The organism is Pseudomonas sp. SORT22 (assembly GCF_018417635.1).
Classification (GTDB): Bacteria; Pseudomonadota; Gammaproteobacteria; order Pseudomonadales; family Pseudomonadaceae; genus Aquipseudomonas.
This window is the reverse complement of record NZ_CP071007.1, coordinates 938843-959642: the sequence shown is the minus strand read 5'-3', so window position 1 is coordinate 959642 and position 20800 is coordinate 938843. Positions and strand designations below refer to the sequence as shown.

General features: G+C 61.4%; 16 protein-coding genes and 2 tRNA genes. 5 read left to right on the top strand and 13 right to left on the bottom strand.

Going from position 1 to position 20800, the window contains the following annotated elements; all coding sequences use genetic code 11:
* The first annotated feature begins 89 nt into the window (after positions 1-89).
* The 5 genes from acs (at position 90) to JYG36_RS04530 (ending at position 8348) form a co-directional block, all read left to right on the top strand.
* Entirely contained in the window at positions 90-2024 is a 1935-nt protein-coding gene (gene acs, locus JYG36_RS04550) for an acetate--CoA ligase (RefSeq protein ID WP_213603205.1), read from the top strand.
* 39 nt (positions 2025-2063) lie between these two features.
* Positions 2064-2933, top strand: coding sequence for an oxygenase MpaB family protein (locus JYG36_RS04545; protein WP_045199709.1), 870 nt, complete (start codon positions 2064-2066; stop codon positions 2931-2933).
* Positions 2934-3045: 112 nt separating this feature from the next.
* Entirely contained in the window at positions 3046-4224 is a 1179-nt protein-coding gene (locus JYG36_RS04540) for an acetyl-CoA C-acetyltransferase (RefSeq protein ID WP_213603203.1), read from the top strand.
* 79 nt (positions 4225-4303) lie between these two features.
* Positions 4304-5320 (top strand): class I SAM-dependent rRNA methyltransferase, encoded by a 1017-nt coding sequence (locus JYG36_RS04535; protein WP_045199711.1) that lies wholly within the window; start codon positions 4304-4306, stop codon positions 5318-5320.
* A gap of 91 nt (positions 5321-5411) precedes the next feature.
* The gene (locus tag JYG36_RS04530) at positions 5412-8348 is read left to right on the top strand and encodes a DUF748 domain-containing protein (protein WP_213603202.1); all 2937 of its coding nucleotides are present in this window, start codon (positions 5412-5414) and stop codon (positions 8346-8348) included.
* A gap of 127 nt (positions 8349-8475) precedes the next feature.
* Here JYG36_RS04530 and JYG36_RS04525 read toward each other — a convergent pair whose 3' ends face one another.
* The 13 genes from JYG36_RS04525 to glmM all read right to left on the bottom strand — a co-directional run bounded on the left by JYG36_RS04525 (position 8476) and on the right by glmM (position 20800).
* The gene (locus JYG36_RS04525) at positions 8476-8826 is read right to left on the bottom strand and encodes a BON domain-containing protein (protein ID WP_045199715.1); all 351 of its coding nucleotides are present in this window, start codon (positions 8824-8826) and stop codon (positions 8476-8478) included.
* Between the two features lie 258 nt (positions 8827-9084).
* Positions 9085-11190 carry a polyribonucleotide nucleotidyltransferase gene (pnp, locus tag JYG36_RS04520; protein WP_093379310.1) on the bottom strand — a complete coding sequence of 702 codons (2106 nt, stop codon included), beginning with the start codon at positions 11188-11190 and terminating at the stop codon, positions 9085-9087.
* Positions 11191-11440: 250 nt separating this feature from the next.
* On the bottom strand, positions 11441-11710 hold the full coding sequence (rpsO, locus tag JYG36_RS04515; RefSeq protein ID WP_010222985.1) for a 30S ribosomal protein S15: 270 nt from the start codon (positions 11708-11710) through the stop codon (positions 11441-11443).
* Between the two features lie 153 nt (positions 11711-11863).
* The gene (truB, locus tag JYG36_RS04510) at positions 11864-12781 is read right to left on the bottom strand and encodes a tRNA pseudouridine(55) synthase TruB (protein ID WP_093379306.1); all 918 of its coding nucleotides are present in this window, start codon (positions 12779-12781) and stop codon (positions 11864-11866) included.
* 3 nt (positions 12782-12784) lie between these two features.
* Positions 12785-13186: a 30S ribosome-binding factor RbfA gene (rbfA, locus tag JYG36_RS04505; RefSeq protein ID WP_045199718.1), complete on the bottom strand. Its 402-nt coding sequence runs from the start codon at positions 13184-13186 to the stop codon at positions 12785-12787.
* A gap of 121 nt (positions 13187-13307) precedes the next feature.
* Positions 13308-15812 (bottom strand): translation initiation factor IF-2, encoded by a 2505-nt coding sequence (gene infB, locus JYG36_RS04500; protein WP_045199720.1) that lies wholly within the window; start codon positions 15810-15812, stop codon positions 13308-13310.
* A 27-nt stretch (positions 15813-15839) separates the two neighbouring features.
* The gene (gene nusA, locus JYG36_RS04495; RefSeq protein ID WP_010222981.1) at positions 15840-17321 is read right to left on the bottom strand and encodes a transcription termination factor NusA; all 1482 of its coding nucleotides are present in this window, start codon (positions 17319-17321) and stop codon (positions 15840-15842) included.
* A 59-nt stretch (positions 17322-17380) separates the two neighbouring features.
* Positions 17381-17839, bottom strand: coding sequence for a ribosome maturation factor RimP (gene rimP / locus JYG36_RS04490; protein ID WP_045200046.1), 459 nt, complete (start codon positions 17837-17839; stop codon positions 17381-17383).
* 129 nt (positions 17840-17968) lie between these two features.
* Positions 17969-18045: transfer RNA gene (locus JYG36_RS04485), tRNA-Met, on the bottom strand.
* Between the two features lie 97 nt (positions 18046-18142).
* A tRNA-Leu gene (locus JYG36_RS04480) sits at positions 18143-18228 on the bottom strand.
* Positions 18229-18247: 19 nt separating this feature from the next.
* A complete protein-coding gene (secG, locus tag JYG36_RS04475; protein ID WP_038998663.1) occupies positions 18248-18634 on the bottom strand; it encodes a preprotein translocase subunit SecG in 387 nt (128 codons plus the stop codon).
* Between the two features lie 3 nt (positions 18635-18637).
* A complete protein-coding gene (gene tpiA, locus JYG36_RS04470) occupies positions 18638-19393 on the bottom strand; it encodes a triose-phosphate isomerase (protein WP_045199723.1) in 756 nt (251 codons plus the stop codon).
* A gap of 66 nt (positions 19394-19459) precedes the next feature.
* The gene (glmM, locus tag JYG36_RS04465; RefSeq protein ID WP_045199725.1) at positions 19460-20800 is read right to left on the bottom strand and encodes a phosphoglucosamine mutase; all 1341 of its coding nucleotides are present in this window, start codon (positions 20798-20800) and stop codon (positions 19460-19462) included.

The following is a 20800-nucleotide window of genomic DNA, read 5'->3' as shown; positions in this document are numbered from 1 at the left end:
GCCCGCGCTGCCCCTGGCCGAACGAACACGGCCGGGGGCAGCGGCTACACTGTCCTGACAAAAACAATCCGTCAGAACAGGACCCCGCCATGTTCGATATCAGCGACTTTCCCCAAGCCGATGCCGTCAGCAAAGCGGCGCAACTGAGCCAGGCCGACTACCAGCGCCTGTACCGCCAGTCCATCGACGACCCGGATACCTTCTGGTGCGAACAGGCCAAGGCCCTGGACTGGATCAAGCCCTGGAGCCAGGTCCAGCAGAGCGACATGAAGACCGGCCAGGCCGCCTGGTTCAAGGGCGCGCAACTCAATGTCAGCTACAACTGCATCGATCGTCACCTGGCCACCCGGGGCGATCGACCGGCGATCATTCGCGAAGGCGACAACCCTGCCGACTCCAGCGTCATCACCTACCGCGAACTGCACCAGCAGGTCTGCCGCCTGGCCAACGTACTCAAGCAGCGCGGGGTGAGAAAAGGCGACCGGGTGTGCATCTACATGCCCATGGTCCCGGAGGCGGCCTACGCCATGCTCGCCTGCAGCCGTATTGGCGCCATTCACTCGGTGGTGTTCGGTGGCTTTTCGCCGGATGCCCTGCGTGACCGGATTCTCGACGCCGACTGTCGCACGCTGATCACCGCCGATGAAGGCGTGCGCGGCGGCAAGAGCGTGGCGCTGAAGCACAACGTCGACAAGGCCCTGCTCAGTTGCCCGGATGTCAGTACGGTGGTGGTGATCAAGCGTACTGGCGGCAAGATCGACTGTAGCGAAGGCCGCGATCTCTGGTACCACGAAGCGATCAAGCAGGTCAGCGATAACTGCCCACCCGAGCCGATGGACGCCGAAGACCCGCTGTTCATCCTCTATACCTCCGGCAGCACCGGCAAACCCAAGGGCGTACTGCACACCACCGCCGGCTACCTGCTGCAGGCAGCGCTGACCTTCAAGACCGTGTTCGATTACCGCGAGGGCGAGGTGTTCTGGTGCACCGCCGATGTCGGCTGGGTGACCGGCCACAGCTATATCGTCTACGGGCCGCTGGCCAACGGTGCAATTACCCTGATGTTCGAAGGCGTGCCCAACTACCCCGATGCCTCGCGCTTCTGGCAGGTGGTCGACAAGCACCAGGTCAATATCTTCTACACCGCGCCCACCGCCCTGCGCGCGCTGATGCGCGAAGGCCAGGGCCCGTTGGCGGGCACCTCGCGCAAGAGCCTGCGCCTGCTCGGCAGCGTCGGAGAGCCAATCAACCCGGAAGCCTGGGAATGGTACTTCGAGGCCGTAGGCGAAAAGCGCTGCCCGATCGTCGACACCTGGTGGCAGACCGAAACCGGCGGCATCATGATCAGCCCGCTGGTGGGCACCCGGCGAATCAAGCCCGGGTGCGCCACCCAGCCGCTGTTCGGCGTGCAACCGGTGTTGCTGGACGAAAAAGGCAAGCTGATCGAAGGCCCCGGCAGCGGCATGCTGGCGATCAAGGCCAGCTGGCCTGGGCAGATCCGCGGCGTGTACGGCGATCCGCAGCGGATGATCGATACCTACTTCAAGCCGCTGCCGGGCTATTACTTCACCGGCGATGGTGCGCGCCGCGACGCAGACGGCGACCTGTGGATAACCGGGCGCATCGATGACGTGATCAACGTCTCCGGGCACCGGATCGGCACCGCCGAGGTGGAAAGCGCTCTGGTACTGCACGACAGCATCGCCGAAGCGGCCGTTGTCGGGTACCCTCACGATCTCAAGGGCCAAGGCATCTATGCCTTTGTCACGCCCATGAACGGTGTGACCCCGGACGACAGTCTCAAGCAGCAGCTGCTGGCCCTGGTCAGCAAAGAGATTGGCAGCTTCGCCAAACCCGAGCTGATCCAGTGGGCGTCGGCACTGCCCAAGACCCGTTCGGGCAAGATCATGCGGCGCATCCTGCGCAAGATCGCCTGCAACGAGCTCGACAGCCTCGGCGATACCTCGACCCTGGCCGACCCGAGCGTGGTCCAGGGCCTGATCGACAAACGCCTGAACACTTAAGCGGCAGCGCTGATCGGCTGCCTTGAACACAAGGTAACCATGGAAGCGATTCGCCGCCGTATCGAAACCCAGGTGATGAGCCTGACCGGCTTGTCCCTGGGTCAGCTCGACCTGGAAAACCCCAAGGGCGACCCCGGTCTGTTCGGCCCGGACAGCCTCAGCTGGCGTGTGCACGGCGACTTCCCGAGCATGCTGATCGGCGGCATCAGTGCCCTGCTCCTGCAGTTGCTGCACCCGCTGGCGCTGGCTGGCGTATGGGATCATTCCAACTTTCGCCAGGACCTGCTCGGCCGCTTGCGCCGCACCAGCCAGTTCATCTCCGGCACCACCTTTGGTTCGAGCCGGGATGCCAACTGGCTGATCGAAAAAGTGCGCACCATTCACCTGCAGGTGGTCGGCAGCGCTGCCGATGGCCGGCCCTATGCCGCCAGCGACCCGGACCTGCTGACCTGGGTGCATGTGGCCGAGGTCAGCAGCTTTCTTGCCGCCCACATGCGCTACCGCAACCCGCAGATGCCGGTCACCGAACAGGACGCCTACTACGCCGAGATCGCCCTGATCGCCGAGCGCCTGGGCGCGCGCAACGTGCCGCGCTCACGCCAGCAAATTGCCGACTACCTGCAGGCCATGCGCCCGCAACTGCTGTGCGACGCGCGCAGCCATGAAGTGGTGCAGGTGCTGCTCGACGCGCCGGCGCCCAGCCGCCTGGCGCAACCGGTCGGCGCCTTGATGCTGCGCGCCGGTATCGACCTGCTGCCGGAATGGGCCAGCGCGATGCTCGAGCTGGGCCAGAACCCGCTGCAACGCCGATTGATTCGCCTGGGCATCCACAGCACTGCTCCGGTGCTGCGCTGGGCCATGCGCGACGGCTCGGCCCATCGCGCCCGGCGACGTATGGGAATCGCCTGAGCGGTACGCCAATAGCCCTCGCCCGCTCATCTATGCCACCATGCCGGTCTATCCAGGCCCTGGGGCCTGAACCGTTCTGACGCCAAATCCAATAAGAGTGAGGACCCGCGCCATGCAAGATGTCGTAATCGTTGCCGCCACCCGTACTGCTGTCGGGAGCTACCAGGGGGCGCTGGCCAACATTCCTGCCGTCGACCTCGGCGCTGCGGTGATCCGCCAGTTGCTGACCCAGACCGGCATCGATGCCGAACTGGTCGATGAAGTCATCCTCGGCCAGGTACTGACCGCCGGTGCCGGGCAGAACCCGGCGCGTCAGGCCGCGATCAAGGCCGGCCTGCCCCACGCGGTACCGGCCATGACCCTGAACAAGGTCTGCGGCTCGGGCCTCAAGGCCCTGCACCTGGCGACCCAGGCAATTCGCTGCGGCGATGCCGAGGTGATCATCGCCGGCGGCCAGGAGAACATGAGCCTGGCCAACTACGTCATGCCGGGTGCCCGTACCGGCCTGCGCATGGGCCACAGCACACTGATCGACAGCATGATCAGCGACGGCCTGTGGGATGCGTTCAACGACTACCACATGGGCATCACCGCCGAGAACCTGGTGGAAAAATACGGCATCAGCCGGGAAGAACAGGACGCCTTCGCCGCCACCTCGCAGCAGAAAGCCGCCGCCGCCATCGAAGCCCGGCGCTTCGTCGACGAAATCACCCCGATCCTGATTCCGCAGCGCAAGGGCGAGCCGGTGGCCTTCGCCACCGACGAGCAACCCCGCGCCGGCACTACCGCCGAGTCGCTGGGCAAGCTCAAGCCGGCGTTCAAGAAAGACGGCACGGTAACAGCCGGTAACGCCTCTTCGCTCAACGACGGTGCGGCAGCGGTACTGCTGATGAGTGCGGCCAAGGCGCAACAGCTGGGCCTGCCGATCCTGGCGCGGATCAAGGCCTATGCCAACGCCGGGGTTGATCCGGCGATCATGGGCATCGGCCCGGTCAGCGCCACCCGCCGCTGCCTGGACAAGGCCGGCTGGCAGTTGAGCGACCTCGATCTGATCGAGGCCAACGAAGCCTTTGCCGCCCAGGCCCTGTCGGTGGGCAAGGAGCTGGGCTGGGACGCCAGCAAGGTCAACGTCAATGGCGGCGCGATTGCCCTGGGGCACCCGATTGGCGCCTCGGGTTGTCGGGTGCTGGTAACTTTGCTGCATGAAATGATCAAGCGTGACGTCAGCAAAGGCCTGGCGACCCTGTGCATCGGCGGTGGTCAGGGCGTGGCCCTGGCGATCGAGCGCTGATCACTGCGGGAGGGGCTGCAACGGCCCCTCCCCTGGCCTGAACTGATAAACTGCACGTCCGCAAACCAAGGCCACGTGCATGTCCCTCTTGAATCAGGCGCTGCGCGCCGCCCTCGACGCCCGCCAGGGCCTTCTCGCCGAACTGCATGCCCAGGGCACCGACTGCTATCGCCTGTTCCATGGCAGCCAGGAAGGCGCCAGCGGCCTGACCATCGACCGCTACGGCCCGCAGTTGCTGGTGCAAAGCTTCCACCAAAGCCTTGAGACCGGCGCCTTGCTGGAGCTGCACGCGGCGGTGCAAGCGCACCTGGGCCTGGAACTGCTGTTGGTCTACAACGACCGCTCCCAGGGCAACAGCCGCATCGATCGTCGCGACCCGGTGTATCAGGCGAGCGAGGCCGCGCTGGCCGATCATGTCGGTCACGAATGGGGCCTGAACTACCGGGTACGTGGCCGCCATGCCGGGCAGGATCCGCTACTGTTCCTCGACCTGCGCAATGCCCGTGGCTGGGTCAAGCAGCACAGTGCCGGCAAAAGCGTGCTCAACCTCTTTGCCTATACCTGCGGCGTCGGCCTCAGCGCCGCAGCGGGCGGCGCGCGCGAGGTGTGCAACCTGGACTTCGCCGAAGGCAACCTGGCGGTCGGCAAGGAGAACGGCGCACTCAACCCGCAACTGTTGCCGATGAGCTTTATCCAGTCCGATTACTTTCCGGCGATCCGCCAGTTCGCCGGCTTGCCGGTCAGCCAGCGTCGCGGCCACAAGCTGCCGCCGTATCCGCGCCTGGAGCAGCGCCAGTTCGACCTGGTGTTCCTCGACCCGCCGGCCTGGGCCAAGAGCGCCTTCGGCACCGTCGACCTGCTGCGCGACTACCAGAGCCTGCTCAAGCCGGCCCTGTTGAGCACCGCCGACGACGGCGTACTGATTTGCTGTAACAACCTGGCCAAGGTCAGTCTCGACGACTGGCGCGAGCAAGTGCTGCGCTGCGCCGAGAAAGCCGGGCGCCCGGTACGCGACTGGCAAGTGCTCAAACCTGCCGGCGACTTTCCGTCGCAGGATGGCCAGCCGCCACTGAAGACCTTGATTCTTCAGCTCTGAAACAAAATTTCGTTAATTTTCGGAGTAGCTTCGGAACCGTTTTTACGTGCCATACTCCAAGCACTCCCGTTCGAGACAGACGACGCCACACATGCCCAAAGGATTGAAACGCGCCCTCGGCGCCATGCTGGCCGCAGTGGCCTTGTACAGCCTGCTAGGCTTTCTGATTCTCCCAGGGGTTGCCCTGCGTATCGCCAACCAGCAACTGGCCAGTTACGCCACGGTGCCGGCGCACCTGCAGCGGATCGAGCTCAACCCGTTCAGCCTCGAACTGACCCTCTGGGGCCTGCAGATCGGCGAGCCGGGCAAAGAGCAGGTCGGCTTCGAACGCCTGTACGCCAACCTGCAAGTCAACAGCCTGTGGAGCGGTGCCCTGCACCTGGACAGTGTCGAGCTGGACAAGGCGCGTACCGAGCTGCTGTTCGCCAAGGACGGCAGCCTCAACCTGACGCAACTGTTCAAGCTGCCGCCGAGCGAGCCCAAGCCTGAGGAACCTGCCAGCGACCCTTTCCCGTTGCGCATCGGCAGTATCAAGCTCAGCGAAGGCTACCTGCATTTCCAGGACCTGCGCCCGAGCGAGCCGATCGAGTTTCTCTACGACTCGATGAACCTGGAACTGAAGAACCTCAGCACCCTGCCCGAAGACAGTACCGAAATGACCCTGGTGGCCAATGGTCCGGCGGGCGGGCGCATCGACTGGGCCGGCAACTTCAGCCTGGTACCGATCGCCTCCGAAGGCACCCTGAAGGTCACCGACGGCAAGATGAAAGCCTTCTGGCCTTATGTGCGCGATGCCGTGCCGCTGGTGCTGGAAGAAGGTGTGGTCAGCCTCGATACCCACTACAAGCTGAACCTGTCCAAGGAAACCGAGCTGCTGCTGGACAACACCTCGGTGAGCATCGCACCCTTTGCCATCAAGGCACCGGATGGCCGCCCGCTGGCACGCCTGGCGCGCCTGGATGTCAGCGAAACCTCGATTGACCTGGCCAAGCAGCGGGTCACCGTTGGCAAGATCCGCAGCGAAAAGCTCGAAACCTGGGCGGCAGTAGAGTCCGATGGCCAGCTCGACTGGCAGAAGCTGTTCGCCAGCCAGCCGGCCAAAGCCACGGCCAAAGAGAAAGCCGAACCTGCCGCCGCCGAGCCGGATGCCAAGGAAAAGGCCGCCGCCGAGGCACCGAGCAAGCCATGGCAAGTGCTGCTCAAAGACGTGCAACTGCGCAATTACCAGGTACACCTGGCCGACCGCTCGCAGAAACAACCGGTCGCCCTCGAGGTTGGCCCGCTGAACCTCGACCTGCAGAATTTCGACAGCCTCAACCAGTCGCCCTTCACCCTCAAGCTCGACACCGGTGTCGGCAAGCAAGGCAAGCTGCAGGCGGCCGGTGAGGTCAACCTGGCGCCGGTGAGCGCCAAGCTCAAGGTCAACACCCAGGACATCGACCTGCGTGTCGCCCAGGCCTACATCAGCCCGTACATCCGCCTGGAACTGCGCAGCGGCATGCTCGGCAGCGACCTCAACGTCGACCTCAAGAGCACCGAGCCGCTGGCCTTCAGCATTGACGGCAAGGCCCAGGTCAACCAGCTGCACACCCTGGACACCATCAAGGATCGCGACTTCGTCAAATGGCAGCAGCTGAACCTCGACGGTCTGTCGTACCGCCACGGTGACGCCCTGAGCATCGGCAAAGTGACCCTCAAGCAGCCCTACGCGCGCTTCATGATCAACGAAGACCGCACCACCAACGTCGATGACCTGCTGATCCCGCAACCGGCTACCGCGCAGTCCAAGGCGCCGGCCAAAGCCAAGGCGCCTGCGGAAAAACCACTGGGCATCCGTATCGGTGAAATCGATATCAATGACGGTTCGGCCAACTTTGCCGACTTCAGCCTGACCCCGAACTTCGCCACCGCCATCCAGCAGCTCAACGGCCAGATCGGCACCATCGACAACCGTCAGCCGAAACCTGCCAAGGTCGATATCAAGGGCAAGGTCGATCGCTATGCACCGGTGACCATCAAAGGCTCGCTGAACCCCTTCGACCCGATGGCCGCCCTGGACATCGCCACCAGCTTCAAACGCGTCGAGCTGACCACCCTGACGCCTTACTCGGGCAAGTTCGCCGGCTTTCGCATTCGTAAGGGCCGGCTGAACATCGACCTGCACTACGTGATCACCCAAGGCAAGCTCAAGGCCGAGAACAAGGTAGTGGTCGAGCAACTGCAGCTGGGTGAGAAGGTCGACAGCCCGGATGCGGTGGACCTGCCGATTCGCCTGGCAGTGGCCTTGCTCAAGGACACCGACGGCAAGATCTCCATCGAGCTACCGGTGACTGGCGACCTCAATGACCCGCAGTTCAGCGTAATGCCGATTGTCTGGCAGACCCTGCGCAACCTGGTGCTGCGCGCGGCCCAGGCGCCCTTCAAGTTCATCGGCGGGCTGGTCAGCGGCGGCGATTCCCAGGACCTGGGCAACGTCGCCTTTGCCGCTGGCTCCAGCGACCTGGGCGCGGATGCGCAAAGCGCCCTGGACAAGCTGGCGACGGCGCTCAAAGAGCGCCCTGCCTTGCGCCTGGAGATCGAAGGCACCAGCGCCCAGAGCAGCGACGGACCGTTGATTGCCCAGCAGCGCCTGGAGCGTGAGTACCAGAGTACCTACTACAAGATCCTCCAGCGCCGCGGCGACAAGGTGCCAGCCCAGGCCTCCGAGCTGAAGGTGCCGGATGGCGACAAGCCGGCGATGCTTGAAGGCATCTACCGTACCCGCATGAAGAAACAGCCTCCAGCGGAGTGGGAACAACTCGATCGCGAACAGCGCACCACCCAGTTGCGCGATGCCGTGCTCAAGTCCTGGGGCGAAAGCGCCCTGCTGCTGCGTCAGTTGGGTCAGGCCCGGGCCAGCAGTATCAAGGACTACCTGGTAGATAAAGGCCAGCTGGCGGATGACCGGGTGTACTTCGTCGATGCCAGCCTGGGCCAGGCCGAGGCGGATGGCCGAGTGATCTCGCCGCTGCATCTGGACGCGGAATAACCACCTCTTCTTCCCCTCCTTTCCCCCAAAAAAGAAGCCCCGGCAACCAGTGCCGGGGCTTTGAGTGACCAAGTCCTTTTGGTCTTTCGCATGAACCTGTAAGGGTCAGCGAGTCGGGACAAACGCCTTAGTTGCTTTTCAGGCCATCAGCCGAGACGGCTTGAACGCCTTTGATTTTTTTGGCGATAGCGACCGCCATGTCTTTCTGCGAATCGGTCACGGCAACCTCGGAAGACAGGGAGACCACGCCTTTGTTGGTTTCGACCTTGATGTCGGTACCCGGAATGCCTTTCTCGGTCATCAGGTCAGCTTTGACCTTGGTGGTGATCCAGGTGTCGGAGGTCGCTTCTTTTGCTTTGGTAACTTCACCAGCAGCAACGGTCAGCGGAGCCTGGGAAGGCTGTTGGGCAAACGCCGCGTTAGCCAGGGTCAGGGTCAGGGCGGTGGCAGTAGCGGCAGCAATAGCGAACTTCTTCATACGAGACACTCCTGTTTTTCGAAAAGTCTGCGCCGTAAGTCCTGGCAGCAGGGGTATGAATACTATTGCAGGGCCTGTGCCAGCTTTTGTGAATAATTTTCTCCTTATAAAACAGTAGCTTATCTAATCAAGCAAAAAACTGGATCGTGCATTTTGCAAGCAGTGGCAAAATCCTGCATGCAAGATGCAAGTCCGCAAGACAATTTCTGCAGGCATAAAAAAAGGACCCCGAAGGGTCCTTTTTCTTAAGCGGCGGTCTTAGACGCCCGATGCCTTGGCAGCGGCAACGTCCTTGATCGACAGCTTGATACGGCCGCGGTTGTCCACGTCCAGTACCAGTACTTCAACTTCCTGGCCTTCTTTGAGGATGTCGGTCACTTTCTCGACGCGAGCATCGCTCAGCATCGAGATGTGAACCAGACCGTCCTTGCCAGGCAGGATGTTGACGAAGGCACCGAAGTCGACGATGCGCTCAACCTTACCGACGTAGATCTTGCCGATCTCGGCCTCGGCAGTGATGCTCAGAACGCGCTGGCGAGCAGCTTCAGCGGCGTCTTTGGTCTCACCGAAGATCTTGATCGAACCGTCGTCTTCGATGTCGATCGAAGCCTTGGTTTCTTCGCAGATGGCACGGATGGTCGCGCCGCCTTTACCGATGACGTCACGGATCTTGTCGGTGTCGATCTTCATGGCGATCATGGTCGGAGCGTTTTCCGACAGTTCGCTACGGGACTGACCAATGATCTGGTTCATCTGGCCGAGGATGTTCAGGCGCGCTTCCAGGGCCTGGCCCAGGGCGATTTCCATGATCTCTTCGGTGATGCCGTTGATCTTGATGTCCATCTGCAGCGCGGTAACACCTTTGGCGGTACCGGCTACCTTGAAGTCCATGTCGCCCAGGTGGTCTTCGTCACCGAGGATGTCGGTCAGAATGGCGAATTTCTCGCCTTCTTTAACCAGGCCCATGGCGATACCGGCAACCGGCGCCTTCATCGGCACACCAGCGTCCATCAGTGCCAGGGATGCACCACAGACCGAAGCCATCGAGCTGGAACCGTTGGATTCGGTGATTTCCGAAACAACGCGGATGGTGTACGGGAACACGTCGGCAGCAGGCAGCATGGCCTGGACCGAACGGCGGGCCAGACGGCCGTGACCGATTTCGCGACGGCCAGCACCGCCCATGCGACCACACTCGCCGACCGAGAACGGCGGGAAGTTGTAGTGCAGCATGAAGGGGTCTTTCTTCTCGCCTTCGAGGGTATCCAGCAGCTGGGCGTCACGGGCAGTACCCAGGGTCGCAACGACCAGGGCCTGGGTTTCGCCACGGGTGAACAGCGCCGAACCGTGGGTCTTTGGCAGTACGCCGACTTCGATGTTCAGCGGACGTACGGTCTTGGTGTCGCGGCCGTCGATACGTGGCTTGCCGTTGACGATGTTTTCGCGAACGGTGCGGTATTCGATTTCGCCGAAGATTTCTTTGACTTCGGAAGCCGAAGGTTGGCCTTCTTCACCGGAGAACTGGGCGATCACTTGCTCGCGCAGTTCGCCCAGGCGAGCGTAACGGTCAGCCTTGACGGTGATGGTGTAGGCGTCGGAAACCGCAGCACCGAATTCGCCACGGATGGCGCTCAGCAGAGGGGTGTTCTCGGCCTTGGCAGTCCAGTCCCAGGTCGGCTTGGCAGCTTCGGCGGCCAGCTCTTTGACAGCCTGGATCACAGCCTGGAATTCGTCGTGGGCGAACAGTACGGCGCCCAGCATCTGGTCTTCGGTCAGCTCTTTGGCTTCCGATTCAACCATCAGTACGGCGTCGGAGGTACCGGCAACGACCATGTCCAGGCTCGAGGCAGCCAGTTGCTCGTAGGTCGGGTTCAGCAGGTAGCCGGTGCTTTCGTGGAAAGCAACGCGAGCGGCGCCGATCGGGCCTTCGAACGGAATGCCGGAGATGGCCAGGGCAGCCGAGGTACCGATCATCGCAGCGATGTCCGGATCGGTCTTCTTGCTGGTGGAAACGACGGTGCAGACAACCTGCACTTCGTTCATGAAGCCTTCCGGGAACAGCGGACGGATCGGACGGTCGATCAGACGCGAGGTCAGGGTCTCTTTCTCGGAAGGACGGCCTTCACGCTTGAAGAAACCACCAGGGATCTTGCCGGCGGCGTAGGTCTTTTCCTGATAGTGAACGGACAGGGGGAAGAAGCCTTTGCCTGGATCGGCCTGTTTGGCACCGACCACGGTCACCAGTACGGTGACATCGTTGTCGACGGTGACCAATACGGCGCCGGACGCTTGACGAGCAATACGGCCCGTCTCGAGGGTAACGGTCGATTGACCGAACTGGAATTTCTTGATTACCGGGTTCACGGTTTCCTACCTTTTTCAGTGGCTCTGGGGGAACGGGTTCTTGCGAATTCTTGGGCAGAACAGGGAATCGGCCCTGTTGGCGGTCCAGATAAAACTAGAGGTTGGGAGCCTGCCCTGCCCTCGCGGTAAACCGCTCAGGCGAGACAGACAGCCAACCTCATAGATAGGCAAGGCGTGCTCACCGACACGGGGGCCAAAGGCTCCGTGCGGTGACTGCAGCACGCCGTGCACACCACTGGCCAGGCCGCTATTAGCGACGCAGACCCAGACGACCGATCAGGGCGCTGTAACGGGTGGTGTCCTTGCCTTTCAGGTAGTCCAGCAGCTTGCGACGCTGGTTAACCATGCGGATCAGACCACGACGGGAGTGGTGGTCTTTGCCGTTGGCCTTGAAGTGGCCTTGCAGCTTGTTGATGTTGGCGGTCAGCAGAGCAACCTGTACTTCCGGGCTACCGGTGTCACCGGCGGCTTGCTGGTATTCGCCAACGATCTTTGCTTTTTCTTCAACGCTGAGTGCCATCTGGCTTCTCCAAATCAAGGGAAACCGAACAAACGGCTTCCAATAGGCCAGGGACTGCTCCCTGTATTCATAAAGTGAGGCGTGACCGTGCCTATTAACAGCCATCCTCTTTACCACCAGTGCCAGGCCTGGGCCTGACACTGAAGGTTTCGATCATTCTGACCGAATCAAGCGACGCGGCGCGATGCGCCCGTCTTCGCTCACTTCACCGATGCCGATGAAGCGACCGTTGTGATCCTGTACCCGGACCATGCCGAACTTCGGCGCGTCGGGGGCTCTGACCGGCTGACCATTGAGCCAGTAGAACGCACTGTGCTCGGAGAACTGCAACAGTGGCCAGTCCAGCAGACCGCTGTCCGATGGCATCAGGAAACGATCGACCGCTTCGTTGCCACCTTCGGCGTGGACCGCTTCGAGTTCTTCGAGGGTCACGGTCTGGGCCAGCTCGAAAGGACCGGCGTGCGTACGACGCAGTTCAGCGACATAGGCTCCGCAACCGAGCACCTCGCCGATGTCCTCGACCAGGGTGCGGATGTAGGTGCCTTTGCTGCAGCCGACCGACAACCGGACACGGGTGCCTTCGCACTCGAGCAATTCCAAGCGGTTAATAGTAACAGAACGCGCCTCGCGCTCCACTACTTCACCTGCACGGGCAAGCTTGTACAGCGGCTGGCCGTCACGCTTGAGGGCCGAGTACATCGGTGGTATCTGACTGATTTGACCACGAAATTGTGGCAAAACCGCTTCGATATCGGCGCGACCAACGGTCACCTCACGGGTTTTCAGCACTTCACCTTCGGCATCGCCCGTGGTGGTGGTCTGACCCAGTTGCATGACCGTCTCGTAGCCCTTGTCGGAATCGAGCAGGTATTGCGAGAACTTGGTCGCCTCACCGAAGCACAGCGGCAGCACGCCGCTGGCCAGTGGATCGAGGCTGCCGGTGTGCCCGGCCTTTTCGGCATTGAGCAGCCAGCGGACCTTCTGCAGGGCAGCGTTGGAGGTGAACCCCAACGGCTTGTCGAGCAGGATGATGCCGCTGACGTTACGACGGATACGCTTGACCTGAGCCACCGCTTACTCCTTGGTGTCCAGGGGCGTGTCGGCAGCCTGGTGCAGCTTGTCTTCGGCGACGGCGCGCTCGATCAGGGCCGACAGGTGGGCACCGCGACTGATGCTTTCGTCATAGTGGAAATGCAGTTGCGGCACACTGCGCAGTTGCATTTCCTTGCCCAGGTGCACGCGCAGGAAACTGGCCGCGCCGTTGAGCACCTTGAGGGTCTGCTTGATGTCTTCCGCGCCTTCCTGGCCCATCGAGGTGATGAACACCTTGGCATGGCCGACATCGCGGCTGACATCCACAGCGGTAATGGTGACCACGCCGACGCGCGGGTCCTTGACTTCACGACGGATCAACTGGGCCAGCTCGCGCTGGATCTGATCGCCGATGCGTTGGGTACGGCTATATTCTTTTGCCATTTTTGCTACCTGTAACTAAAGCGGCAAACGCCCGGCCAGGCTAGAGCCGGACCGGGCGTTGCGTTCAGAGCCGCCAAGCGGCGCCCTGGGGCGGGCGATTGGCGGTTCCCATGCTCGCGGCTTAGAGCGTACGAGCCACTTGGACTTTCTCGAAGACTTCGATCTTGTCGCCGACCTTGACGTCGTTGTAGCTCTTGACGCCGATACCGCATTCCATGCCGGCACGTACTTCGGACGCATCGTCCTTGAAGCGACGCAGCGATTCCAGCTCGCCTTCGAAGATCACCACGTCCTCGCGCAGTACGCGGATCGGACGGTTGCGGTAGACCACACCCTCGACGACCATGCAGCCGGCGATGGCGCCGAACTTCGGCGAACGGAACACGTCACGCACTTCGGCGATACCCAGGATGTTCTCGCGAACATCGCTGCCGAGCATGCCGGTCAGGGCTTTCTTGACGTCTTCAATGATGTCGTAGATCACGTTGTAGTAACGCATATCCAGACCTTCCTGCTCGACGATCTTGCGCGCGCCGGCATCGGCACGCACGTTGAAGCCGAACAGTACTGCATTGGACGCCAGGGCCAGGTTGGCATCGCTCTCGGTGATACCACCGACACCGCCGCCAATCACCCGAACCTGTACTTCGTCGTTGCCCAGGCCGCTCAGGGAGCCCTGCAGGGCCTCGAGAGAACCACGAACATCGGACTTGAGCACGATGTTGAGGGTCTTCTTCTCTTCCTGGCCCATGTTCTCGAAGATGTTCTCGAGTTTGCCAGCGTGAGCGCGAGCCAGTTTGACCTCGCGGAACTTGCCTTGACGGAACAGGGCAACTTCACGGGCTTTCTTCTCGTCAGCCACTACCGACAGCTCGTCACCGGCGTCCGGAGTGCCATCCAGGCCGAGGATCTCGACCGGGATCGACGGGCCGGCTTCCTTAACAGGCTTGCCGTTCTCGTCGAGCATGGCCCGTACGCGACCGTAGTTCGAACCGCACAGGACCATGTCGCCCTGACGCAGGGTACCGTCCTGAACCAGTACGGTAGCCACCGGGCCACGGCCCTTGTCCAGACGCGATTCAACTACCACACCACGACCCGGGGCCGATGGAGTGGCCTTGAGTTCGAGGATCTCGGCTTGCAGCAGGACCGCTTCGAGCAGTTCGTCGACACCGGTACCCATCTTCGCCGACACCTTGACGAACGGAGTATCTCCACCCCAGTCCTCGGAAGTGACGCCTTCGACGGCCAGTTCGTTACGGATGCGATCGAGGTCGGCACCTGGCTTGTCGATCTTGTTCACCGCAACCACCAGCGGAACACCGGCAGCCTTGGCGTGCTGGACCGCTTCGCGGGTTTGCGGCATCACGCCGTCGTCCGCCGCAACCACCAGGATCACGATGTCGGTCGCCTTGGCACCACGGGCACGCATGGCGGTAAACGCGGCGTGGCCAGGGGTGTCGAGGAAGGTGACCATGCCGCGGTCGGTTTCCACGTGGTACGCACCGATGTGCTGGGTAATACCACCGGCTTCGCCAGCAGCAACCTTGGCACGACGGATGTAGTCGAGCAGCGAGGTCTTACCGTGGTCAACGTGGCCCATTACAGTCACGACTGGTGCACGGGAGAAGGTCTCGCCTTCGAACTTCAACGACTCGGCCAGGGAATCTTCCAGGGCGGTGTCGCTGACCAGGGTGACCTTGTGGCCCAGCTCTTCGGCGATCAGCTGAGCTGTCTCCTGGTCGAGCACCTGGTTGATGGTCACCGGAGTGCCCAGTTTGAACATGAACTTGACCACTTCAGCGCCCTTGACGGACATCTGGTTGGCCAGGTCGGAAACCGTGATGGTCTCGCCGATCTGCACGTCGCGGATAACCGGACCGGTCGGGTTCTGGAAACCGTGGGCGTTGCGCTTCTTCGGCTTGCCCTTGCCACGGCCACCACGACGGAAGCCATCGCTTTCTTCGTCGGTGGTACGCGGAGCGGCACGCGGGGTAGGCGCCTTTTCCTTTTCCTTGACCTTGACCGAAACACGCGGCGCTTCGTTACGGCGCTCGCCGCCACGACGCTCGTCGTCACGCGACTTGTCGCTGCGACGCACGTCGTCTTTCTTGCGCTCGGCAACCGGTGCCGGAGCATCGGCGGCTGCGGCTTCGATTACAGGCGCTGGAGCCGGCGCAGCGGCAGCAGCCGGTGCGGCGTTGGCAGCGGCTGGCTGGCGACGGGACTCTTCCTCGGCACGCTGACGTGCTTCGGCATCGGCCTTTTCGCGGGCAGCGTTTTCCGCTGCACGGCGCTCTTCCAGCTCGCGCTTCTGCTCGGCCTGGATTTCTTCCGGGCTGCGCTGAACGAATACTTTCTTCTTGCGTACTTCTACGCTGATGCTCTTGCTACCGGCGACACGCAGGGTGCTGGTGGTTTTGCGCTGCAAGGTGATCTTGCGCGGCTCTTCCACTTTTGCCTTGTGGCTGCTCTTCAAATGAGCCAGCAATGCCTGCTTCTCATTGTCGGTCACTACCTGACCGGCGTCGGTGTGCGGCAGACCTGCCTCACGCATCTGCTGCAGCAGGCGCTCTACCGGTGCAGCGACCTCTTGGGCCAATTCTTTCACCGTGACTTGCGTCATGCACTTCTCTCCTCAGGCCGCGCCTAATTACTCGAACCAGTGGGCTCGGGCGGCCATGATCAACTTGCCGGCACGCTCTTGGTCGATGCCGTCGATGTCGAGCAGGTCATCAATCGACTGCTCGGCCAGGTCTTCGCGGGTAACTACGCCGCGCACCGCCAGTTCCATCGCCAAATCCTTGTCCATACCCTCAAGCGAGAGCAGGTCTTCGGCCGGATGGGCGTCTGCCAGCTTTTCCTCAGTAGCGATGGCTTTGGTCAACAGGCGATCCTTGGCGCGAGCACGAAGCTCGTTGACGATGTCTTCGTCAAAGCCGTCGATGTTGAGCATTTCTTCCAGCGGTACGTAGGCAATCTCTTCCAGGCTGGTGAAGCCTTCATCGACCAGCACCTGTGCCAGCTCTTCGTCGACTTCCAGCTCGTCGATGAAGTTGCGCAGGATGTCACCGGTTTCAGCTTGCTGCTTGGCCTGGATGTCCGATTCGGTCATCACGTTCAGGGTCCAGCCGGTCAACTGACTGGCCAGGCGCACGTTCTGGCCACCACGGCCAATCGCCTGGGCCAGGTTGTCGGCACCCACGGCGATGTCCATGGCGTGGGCGTCTTCATCGACGATGATCGCCGCGACTTCAGCCGGCGACATGGCGTTGATGACGAACTGTGCAGGGTTGTCGTCCCAGAGGACGATGTCCACACGCTCGCCACCCAGTTCACCGGACACCGCCTGGACACGCGAACCGCGCATGCCGATACAGGCACCTTGCGGGTCGATGCGTTTGTCCTTGGAGCGCACGGCGATCTTGGCGCGCGAACCCGGATCACGGGACGCGGCCATGACTTCGATCAGGCCCTCGGCGATTTCCGGCACTTCGATGCGGAACAGTTCGATCAGCATCTGTGGCGCGGTACGCGACAGGATCAACTGCGGGCCGCGGTTCTCGGTGCGGATTTCCTTGAGCAGTGCACGCAGGCGCACACCGACACGGAAAGTCTCGCGGGAGATGATGTCTTCACGGGCCAGCAACGCTTCGGCGTTGTTGCCCAGGTCAACGATGACGTTGTCACGGGTGACCTTCTTGACGGTGCCGGAGATGATCTCGCCCAGACGCTCGCGGTAGGCATCTACCACTTGAGCGCGCTCGGCTTCACGGACCTTCTGGACGATGACTTGCTTGGCGGTCTGGGCGGCAATGCGGCCGAACTCGATCGACTCGATCTTCTCTTCGATCACGTCACCGACCTTGGCTTCAGGATGGGTGTCCTGAATCTTCGCTGGCCACACTTCGATCGCCGGATCGTCCAGATCCTTTTCTTCGACGACAGTCCAGCGACGGAAGGTTTCGTAGCTACCGGTGTGGCGGTTGATTTCCACACGCAGGTCGACTTCGTCGTCAAAACGTTTTTTGGTTGCAGTGGCCAGGGCCACTTCCAGCGCTTCAAAAATTACGCCGGCCGGTACGCCCTTTTCGTTGGATACCGACTCAACAACCAGCAGTACTTCTTTGCTCATCGTACGCCTCGCCTTTCGCAAGCCATTGGATCCGCGCGGTCCGCGGGATCCGGCACGTCTCAGTCAAAACTGGGAATAATGTTGGCCTTGTCGATCGAGTCGATCGGCAACAGGAATTCGTTGTTATCCACCTGGACCACAACATCCTGCTCCTCCACGCCACGGAGAAGGCCCTGAAAGTTACGACGACCTTCAAAGGGCGTACGCAGCTTGATCTTCACTTGTTCACCGGCATGCGAAGCGAACTGTTCCAAGGTGAACAGTGGGCGTTCCATGCCAGGAGAGGACACTTCAAGGGTGTACTCGGAACTGATCGGATCTTCGACATCGAGAACACCGCTGATTTGACGACTGACAATCGCGCAGTCATCAACCAGGATTCCATCCTCTTTATCGATATAGATACGCAGTACCGAATGTTTGCCTTGAGAGATGAATTCGATCCCCCAGCATTGATAGCCAAGAGCCTCGACCACCGGGGCCAACAAGGCCTGCAACTGTTCTAGCTTGCTCGACACCTGAACCCCCTCGTGCATGCTATGCAAATAAAAAATGGGCAAAGCGCCCATCCCTGATACGCCGTTGAATACCGGCGTTATGACTGTTCAGCCAAGAAAAAGCCCCTGCAAAAGGGGCTCCGCTGAAACTGGTTGCGGGGGCTGGATTTGAACCAACGACCTTCGGGTTATGAGCCCGACGAGCTACCAGACTGCTCCACCCCGCGACAAAGCTGGGGCGAAAGTATACGACCGAACCCCGACAGGGTCAATCTAACCTCCACCTACAAGAAAGCCCGCTGTAGCGGGCTGTCTTGTTTCAATTGGTACCGAGAAGGGGACTCGAACCCCTACACCCTATGGGCACAACCACCTCAAGGTTGCGTGTCTACCAATTCCACCACCTCGGCAATACTACTTTGAAACCCGTTACTTCTGCTCTTGAGCGGGAGGAACATCGCCAGTGTTAGTGGCTTCGCTCTTCTGCTCCTGGAGCACCGGTACATCATCTGTTGCCGGCTTTTGCTGCTTCACTTCCAAGACCGCTGGATCTGGCAACCCTACTTGAGTCAGCTCGTGAGCTTTCTCCTTAGCAAAGTATCCTAACCCAAGAGCAGTTAAGAAGAAAGAGGCAGCTAGTATAGCAGTAAACTTACTCAGAAAGGTAGCAGAACCTTGGCTTCCGAACACAGTATTTGAAGCACCTGCGCCGAAAGATGCACCCGCTTCCGCACCTTTACCCTGTTGCAGCAACACCAGCACTACCAAACCCAGCGCGCCCAACAGATGCAAAACAACGATCACTGTTTCCAGCATTTTTCAGTTTCCTGCGGCGCGACAAATTGCACCGAATTCGTCTGCGTTCAGGGAAGCCCCACCAATCAGGCCCCCATCGATATCCGGCATGCCGAACAGTTCAGCCGCATTGGCCGCCTTCACGCTGCCGCCGTATAGAAGCCGCACATTCGCTGCGACTTCCGGGTTCTTTGCCGCCAGCTGCTCGCGAATGGCTTTATGCACATCCTGAGCCTGCTGTGGCGAGGCCGTCAGCCCTGTACCGATGGCCCATACAGGCTCATAGGCAATCACCGCACTGGCGAAGACTTCGACACCGAACGCTTCGATGACGCTGTCCAGCTGACGCCCGACAATCTCAAGCGTTTTACCCGCTTCGCGCTCTTCGAGGGTTTCCCCTACACAGAGCACCGGCTTCAAACCGCAAGCCTGTGCCGCAGCGAACTTGCGATTGAGGACTTCGTCGTTCTCGCCAATGATCTGGCGGCGTTCGGAGTGCCCAATCAGTACCAGCTCGCAACCTGCCTCGGCCAGTTGACTCGGTGCAATCTCACCGGTCAGTGCGCCTTGCTCAGGCTGTACCGCAGAATTCTGAGCGCCGACGGCGATCGCCTTGCCTTGTACGCCATCAATTACCTGATTGATGTACAGGGCGGGGGGAAACACCGCGACCTCGACACCGCTCGGCAGGGCGAGATTACTCAAGCCCTTGATCAGCTCAGCGACGCTGGCGCGGGTACCGTGCATCTTCCAGTTACCAGCTACCATAGGGCGACGCATGCTGTACCTCGTCGGTCAAAGAGGGCGCAGATGTTACCCAACCCGATCACCTCTGGCAAGCCTATTTCAAACGCAAACTTCACTTACCAGTTTTGCCAGGGCTTCGGCGTGGCCGCGCACCTGACTTTCGTCCTCGCCTTCGACCATTACCCGCACCAGAGGCTCTGTCCCGGACTTGCGCAGCAGCACACGGCCACGACCGGCCAGGGCCTCGGTAACCTTGGCACTGGCTTCCTGAACGGCCGGATGCTCAAGCGGGTCGACCTTGCTCGCACCGAAGCGCACATTGATCAGCACCTGCGGGCATTTGCGCAGGGCCTGGCGAGCCTGGGCGAGGGTTTCCTCACGGCGCTTGAGGGCCATCAGCACCTGCAGCGCGGCGATGATCGCATCACCGGTGGTGGTGTGGTTGCAGCACACCACGTGCCCGGAGTTCTCGCCACCGATCACCCAATCGCGCTCCAGCAGCTCGGCCATCACGTAGCGGTCACCGACCTTGGCGCGCACGAACGGGATATCCAGGTCCTTCAGGGCCAGTTCCAGGCCCAGATTACTCATCAGGGTACCCACCACCCCGCCCTGCAGCTTGCCGCGCTCGTGCAGGTCACGGGCGATGATGAACAGCAGTTCGTCACCATCGACGATGGTGCCCGTGTGGTCCACCATCAGCACCCGATCGCCGTCGCCATCGAAGGCAATACCCAGATCGGCATGACCAACCAGCACCGCCGCCTGCAGCGACTCGATATGGGTCGAGCCGCAGTTCTCGTTGATGTTCAGGCCGTCAGGCTGCGCCGATAGCACGGTGACATCGGCACCCAGCTCGCGGAACACGCTGGGCGCAACCTTGTAGGTAGCGCCGTGGGCGCAGTCGACCACCAGCTTGAGGCCGGCGAAATCGGTGCTGCTCGGCACGCTGCTCTTGCAGAACTCGATGTAGCGACCGGCCGCATCGTTGATGCGCGAGACCTTGCCCAGCTTGCTCGATTCGACCACGGTCATCGGCTGGTCGAGCAACTCCTCGATCATCAGCTCGACTTCATCCGGCAGCTTGGTGCCTTGGCCGGAGAAGAACTTGATGCCGTTGTCGTCATGGGGGTTGTGCGAGGCACTGATGACGATGCCCGCTTCGGCATGGAAGGTACGGGTCAGGTAGGCGATGGCCGGGGTCGGCATCGGCCCCAGCAGCATCACATCGGCGCCGGCGGCGGAAAGGCCTGCTTCCAGAGCCGACTCGAACATGTAGCCGGAAATGCGCGTGTCTTTACCCACCAACACCCGGCAGGCACCCTGCTTGCGAAAGGCCATGCCAGCCGCCCAGCCGAGCTTGAGCATGAAGTCAGGGGTGATGGGGTATTCGCCGACACGGCCACGAATACCGTCGGTACCAAAATATTTTCTGCTCAT

Excerpts from the sequence above, each read along its gene's own strand:
- JYG36_RS04535 (WP_045199711.1), top strand. The coding sequence starts at position 4,304 with ATGTCCCTCTTGAATCAGGCGCTGCGCGCCGCCCTCGACGCCCGCCAG.
- rbfA (WP_045199718.1), bottom strand. The coding sequence starts at position 13,186 with ATGGCAAAAGAATATAGCCGTACCCAACGCATCGGCGATCAGATCCAG.
- tpiA (WP_045199723.1), bottom strand. The coding sequence starts at position 19,393 with ATGCGTCGCCCTATGGTAGCTGGTAACTGGAAGATGCACGGTACCCGC.
- nusA (WP_010222981.1), bottom strand. The coding sequence starts at position 17,321 with ATGAGCAAAGAAGTACTGCTGGTTGTTGAGTCGGTATCCAACGAAAAG.
- JYG36_RS04530 (WP_213603202.1), top strand. The coding sequence starts at position 5,412 with ATGCCCAAAGGATTGAAACGCGCCCTCGGCGCCATGCTGGCCGCAGTG.
- glmM (WP_045199725.1), bottom strand. The coding sequence starts at position 20,800 with ATGAGCAGAAAATATTTTGGTACCGACGGTATTCGTGGCCGTGTCGGC.
- JYG36_RS04545 (WP_045199709.1), top strand. The coding sequence starts at position 2,064 with ATGGAAGCGATTCGCCGCCGTATCGAAACCCAGGTGATGAGCCTGACC.
- JYG36_RS04525 (WP_045199715.1), bottom strand. The coding sequence starts at position 8,826 with ATGAAGAAGTTCGCTATTGCTGCCGCTACTGCCACCGCCCTGACCCTG.
- acs (WP_213603205.1), top strand. The coding sequence starts at position 90 with ATGTTCGATATCAGCGACTTTCCCCAAGCCGATGCCGTCAGCAAAGCG.
- JYG36_RS04540 (WP_213603203.1), top strand. The coding sequence starts at position 3,046 with ATGCAAGATGTCGTAATCGTTGCCGCCACCCGTACTGCTGTCGGGAGC.
- secG (WP_038998663.1), bottom strand. The coding sequence starts at position 18,634 with ATGCTGGAAACAGTGATCGTTGTTTTGCATCTGTTGGGCGCGCTGGGT.
- infB (WP_045199720.1), bottom strand. The coding sequence starts at position 15,812 with ATGACGCAAGTCACGGTGAAAGAATTGGCCCAAGAGGTCGCTGCACCG.
- rpsO (WP_010222985.1), bottom strand. The coding sequence starts at position 11,710 with ATGGCACTCAGCGTTGAAGAAAAAGCAAAGATCGTTGGCGAATACCAG.